1 pseudogene is annotated in these 1,034 nt (G+C 49.1%); it reads left to right on the forward strand.

From position 1 onward, the window contains the following. Nucleotides 1–79: 79 nt before the first annotated feature. Nucleotides 80–1,034 (forward strand): annotated as a pseudogene (locus NNN64_RS22815) (IS3 family transposase); the annotation flags it as partial.

Genomic DNA, 1,034 nt, shown 5'->3' on the forward strand with positions numbered 1-1,034 from the left:
TGTAAGTATCCCGCATAATCGTGCCATTCACATTTAGAGATCCTCCGGCATAATCAATCTGCCAACAAAGGAGATCGCTATGCGTAAAGCCCGTTTTACTGAGCATCAGATCATTGCCGTAATTAAATCGGTTGAAGCCGGACGAACTGTTAAAGATGTCTGCCGGGAGGCCGGTATATCTGAAGCCACCTACTACAACTGGAAGTCCAGATACGGCGGCATGGAGGCTTCTGATATTAAAAAGATCAAAGATCTTGAGGACGAGAATCGGCGTCTCAAACAGATGTTTGCCGACCTGAGCCTTGAGAACCGGGCGCTGAAAGACGTTATCGAAAAAAAGCTTTAAAACCAGCCTTTAAGCGTGAGCTGGTCACTCATCTGATAACGACATTTGGACTCAGTATCCGTCAGGCCTGCCGGAGTCTGAACCTGAGCAGAACGGTTTACCATTACCGTCCGGATACCACGCGTGACGAACCCGTTATTGTCGCGTTGCAGGCAGTGGCAGAGCGATACCCACGGTACGGTTTTCCAAAACTTTTCCAGGTTCTGCGGCGGCAGGGATACCCGTGGAATCACAAAAGGATCCATCGTATTTATTGTCTGCTGAAGCTGAATTTTCGCCGTAAAGGCAAACAACGGTTGCCGGTGCGTAATCCCTCGCCACTGGCCACACCAGAAGCGCTGAACCAGAGCTGGTCTGTCGATTTTATGCATGATGCTCTGGTCTGTGGCCGTCGTTTTCGAACGTTCAATGTCGTTGATGACTTTAACCGTGAGGCATTGTCGATTGAAATCGATCTGAATCTGCCAGCTTTGCGCGTGGTCCGTGTACTCGACAGGATCGCGGCAAATCGCGGCTATCCGGTCATGCTACGCATGGATAATGGTCCGGAATTTATCTCACTTGCACTGGCTGAATGGGCAGAGCAACATGCAGTAAAACTGGAATTTATTCAGCCGGGTAAGCCGACGCAGAACGCTTTTATTGAGCGCTTTAACCGAACATACCGTACAGAAATACTCGATTTTTA

This window comes from Citrobacter sp. Igbk 14 (assembly GCF_028069825.1).
In the GTDB taxonomy this organism is placed as follows: domain Bacteria; phylum Pseudomonadota; class Gammaproteobacteria; order Enterobacterales; family Enterobacteriaceae; genus Citrobacter.